Origin of the sequence: Rhodococcus sp. As11 (assembly GCF_048957735.1) — a bacterium.
Classification (GTDB): domain Bacteria; phylum Actinomycetota; class Actinomycetes; order Mycobacteriales; family Mycobacteriaceae; genus Rhodococcus; species Rhodococcus gordoniae.
Genome location: NZ_JARDJE010000056.1, coordinates 1 through 1,237 on the forward strand (window position 1 = coordinate 1; position 1,237 = coordinate 1,237).

The following is a 1,237-nucleotide window of genomic DNA, read 5'->3' on the forward strand; positions in this document are numbered from 1 at the left end:
TACTAGTGCCGCACCCGTGAACCTTTGCCCGTTCTGGCCGACACGCCGACCGGTTGCGGCGTGTCGGCCACGGGATCGGTCAGCCTGGTCGAGTGGCAGAACGAGTACGCGTGCGAGAGATCGATGACGACGAAGGCAGACGGCTGGTACGGATCATCCGCCGCGGCACCGGATCGGTGGTGACCTGGCGGCGCGCCCAGATGGTCCTGCTCTCGGCCCAGGGCATGCCGGTACCGAAGATCACCGAGGTCAGCTTCACCAGCGCCGACCGGGTCCGTGATGTCATCCACAACTTCAACGCCGACGGATTCGACTCGCTGTACCCGAAGTACGCCGGCGGCCGGCCGAAAAAGTTCACCCTGCCGGAGCGCCGGGAGATCAAGAAGATCGCCAAGTCCGCCCCCGCCGAGCACGATCTGCCGTTCTCGACCTGGAGTCTGACCAAACTCGCCGAGTTCCTGGTCGCCGAGGGGGTGGTCGACGACATCAGCCACGAGGGTCTGCGCGTGCTGCTCCGCGAGGAGGGTGTCTCCTTTCAAAAAGTGAAGACCTGGAAGAGATCTCGGGACCCCGATTACGCGGTGAAGAAGGCTCGGGTCGAACACCTGTATGCCATCGCCGATGGCGATGTCGTGTCCGATCCCGATGAGCCACAGGCGATCTTCTGTCTCGACGAGTTCGGTCCCTTGAATCTGCAGCCGCATCCGGGCCGGCAGTGGGCGCAGCGTGGCGGCAGGCACAAGGACCCGGACCGGGAGCCGCGGCGCCGGCGGCGGGCGACCTACACCCGTCCGAACGGGGTGCGGCATCTGTTCGCCGCGTACGACCTGGGCAAGGACAAGCTGTACGGGCACGTCAAGACGACGAAGAACCGCTCCACGTTCCTCGAGTTCTGCCGTTACCTGCGCACTCTTTACCCGGCGGAGGTTCGTATCGCGATCGTGTGCGACAACTTCTCGCCGCACCTGACCACGAGGAAGTGCCAACGGGTCGGTCTGTGGGCAGAGGCGAACAACGTCGAGATCGCGTACACCCCGACGAACAGTTCGTGGCTCAACCGGATCGAGGCGCAGTTCACCGCGCTGCGGTACTTCGCGCTCGATGGCACCGACCACGGCAGTCATCGGGAGCAAGCGTCGATGATCCGTCGCTACATCATCTGGCGCAACAAGCACGCCGAGGATCAACAGCTACGGGAGATCGTCGACGGGGCAAACGTTGCGTGATGCGGCACTAG

Annotated in this window: 1 protein-coding gene; it reads left to right on the forward strand. The window is 64.3% G+C overall.

What is annotated here, in order from left to right; genetic code table 11:
• Positions 1-92: 92 nt before the first annotated feature.
• Positions 93-1,226, forward strand: a complete 1,134-nt coding sequence (locus PV766_RS24050; RefSeq protein ID WP_421098125.1) for an IS630 family transposase — start codon at positions 93-95, stop codon at positions 1,224-1,226.
• The last annotated feature ends 11 nt before the right edge of the window (positions 1,227-1,237 follow it).